This window comes from Undibacterium sp. RTI2.2 (assembly GCF_035018705.1).
Lineage (GTDB): Bacteria > Pseudomonadota > Gammaproteobacteria > Burkholderiales > Burkholderiaceae_D > Undibacterium.
The window spans coordinates 1-2,560 of record NZ_JASJXN010000103.1 but is presented as its reverse complement, the minus strand read 5'-3'; the positions used below and the strand labels follow the sequence as shown (position 1 = coordinate 2,560).

Genomic DNA, 2,560 nt, shown 5'->3' with positions numbered 1-2,560 from the left:
GCTGCGCGCATTGAATATTGACCAGGCGCTTAGTTGCTGAGCATACAAGTTTGTTTCAGGTTTGTCGATCAATTATGTGTGCATTGTTTTCTCCATTTGTTGAACTCAATTTAGCCACTTAAGCACTAAAACTCCTGCCCAGAGACTTCACCAGGTTCTGCTGATATCTCAGTCTCAGGCTTGTTTAATTCCCGGCTTCTTTCTCTTGATTTAATCCGCATTTTTGCTGTGGCACTGCTATGTTTGAAACGATAGGAATCATTACCTGTTTCAATAATATGGCAATGGTGTGTCAGTCGGTCCAGTAACGCAGTCGTCAGTTTTGCATCGCCAAAGACGTTGCTCCACTCAGAGAATGTCAGGTTGGTCGTGATGACGACGCTGGTTCGTTCGTAGAGTTTAGACAGTAAATGGAACAGTAACGCACCACCCACCTGTGAGAATGGCAGGTAACCTAACTCATCTAAGATCACCAAATCCATCTGCATAAGGCTTAGGGCCATGCGTCCTTGTTTGCCTGCTGCCTTTTCTAATTCCAAGGCATTCACCAGTTCAATCGTTGAGAAGAAGCGCACTCGCTTTCCATGTTGCGTAATACCGGAGACCGCCAGTGCTGTTGCCAGATGGCTTTTACCTGTGCCAGTGCCACCAATCAGCACCACGTTGTGCGCAGCCTCTGTGAAGGCTAACGTGGCCAACTGTTCGATCAGCTTTTGGTCTACTTTGGATTGGCTAAAATCGAAATCAGCTAGGTGGCGATGAATCGGAAATTTGGCAACGTGCAACTGATAACGGATCGAACGCATCGCTCGATCCGTCGATTCCGCTTCTAACAAGTGTTGAATGAGCCATTCCGATGTACTCACGGACGCGGTACTCTGTGCTGTTAAATCGGTATAGGCAGTTGCCATTCCATATAACTTGAGTGATTTAAGTTCACTGATGATGTTAAACATGCTGATTCTCCTGATGTAAGCTGTCGTAGCGACTTGCATCGGCTACCGGCTCTTCGATTAATTGCAAGCTTGTGGCGACGGGGTCAGGACGATCGCCCTGACTTAATCGCACCAATACGTTAGTGATGTGTTCAACACTGGTTGCACCGGACTCCAGCACTAGTTCTACTGCCACAATGACGGTATCAAGGCCATGGTGCGGGATAGCCGCTAACACTTGAGCCATGACGCGATCACCACCGGCACGGCGTAGCAAGGTGGTTTGCAATTTGATTAAAGGCGCCGGCATCAATGCAAAGGGTGCACCGTTTCGTAAGACACCGGGCTTTCTTTCTGCCAGAAGGATGTAATGCTGCCAGTCATAGCTGGTCTGATCACGTCCAAATAGTCGTAGATGACATGCAACCCTCTCATTCTCAGCGTAGACGGCAATCTGTTCTGAATACAGATGAACACTGACCATGTGATTGGCCAAATAGCACGGTACTGAATAACGATTACGGTGGACATGAACTAAGCAAGTAGAAGAAACCCGTGCTACGAGTTCGACATAGCCATCGAAGGGTGTTGGCATCGGCATGAGTTGGGCTTGCTCATGTTCCAGCACGTCGGCGACGGTCAACTCAGGGTAATCCGGATGGCGGCATTCACTCCAGAGTAACTTGCAGCGTACCGCCAGCCATGCATTGAGTTCCGCAAAGCTGCCGAAGCGTTCCTGTCTGGCGTCGTTCCAGATACGACGGCGACTATCCTGGACGTTCTTCTCAACAATACCTTTCTCCCAGCCAGACGCCACATTGCAGAAGTCGGGGTCAAACAAGTAATGGGCTGTCATTGCAAAGAAGCGTGCATTGACGATACGACCTTTGCCTTTCATGACTTTATCGACAGCGGTCTTCATGTTGTCATAGATACCGCGCCGTGCAATACCACCCATGGCAGTAAAGGCGCGAGTATGGGCATCGAAGAGCATTTCGTGGCTTTGCGTCGGATAAGCCACCAGCCAAAAGGCACGGCTGGCGCACAGCTTAGTGTGTGCTACAAGGATTTTGCGATGAATGCCACCAATGACAAGCAGCTCCTCACTCCAGTCAAACTGGAATGCTTCGCCGAGTTGAAACTTCAGTGGAACGAAGGCAGATTTACCAGTGACTTTGGCAGCTTGGTCACGCCAGGCGTAAATGTAACGGTTGACACCCGAGTAGCTACCGGTGAACCCTGCTTGCTGGAGTTCCTTAAATAGCATAAGCGCAGTACGACGTTCTTTTTTAGGTCGATGGCTGTCGGTTTGTAGCGCTAACTGAATGAGGGATGCAAAGGGAGCTATTTTACTGACAGTCGGAGGCCGGGCATACTTCGGCTCAGTCCCTTCGGCTTCTTTAAGCCACTTCTTGATGGTATTGCGCGACAGGCTGGTTCGTCGCTGAATTTCGCTAATGGATAGCCGTTCTCGGTAGAACAGCCGCCTGACCTTAGAGTACATTCCCATGGTAATCACCTTGAATTCCCTCGCAGTCAAAACTGCAAGGATAGGTTAATTTACCTGGTCAATATTCAGTGCGTATAACTGCGTTTATCTGGTCAATATTGAGTGCGCGCCAACA

At 49.2% G+C, this 2,560-nt stretch carries 2 protein-coding genes; both read right to left on the bottom strand.

What is annotated here, in order from left to right:
• Window positions 1-125 precede the first annotated feature (125 nt).
• On the bottom strand, window positions 126-956 hold the full coding sequence (gene istB / locus QN395_RS21205) for an IS21-like element helper ATPase IstB (protein WP_322118259.1): 831 nt from the start codon (window positions 954-956) through the stop codon (window positions 126-128).
• Window positions 949-2,445: an IS21 family transposase gene (istA, locus tag QN395_RS21200; RefSeq protein WP_322118258.1), complete on the bottom strand. Its 1,497-nt coding sequence runs from the start codon at window positions 2,443-2,445 to the stop codon at window positions 949-951. Before istA ends, istB begins: the two co-directional genes overlap by 8 nt.
• Between the last annotated feature and the right edge of the window lie 115 nt (window positions 2,446-2,560).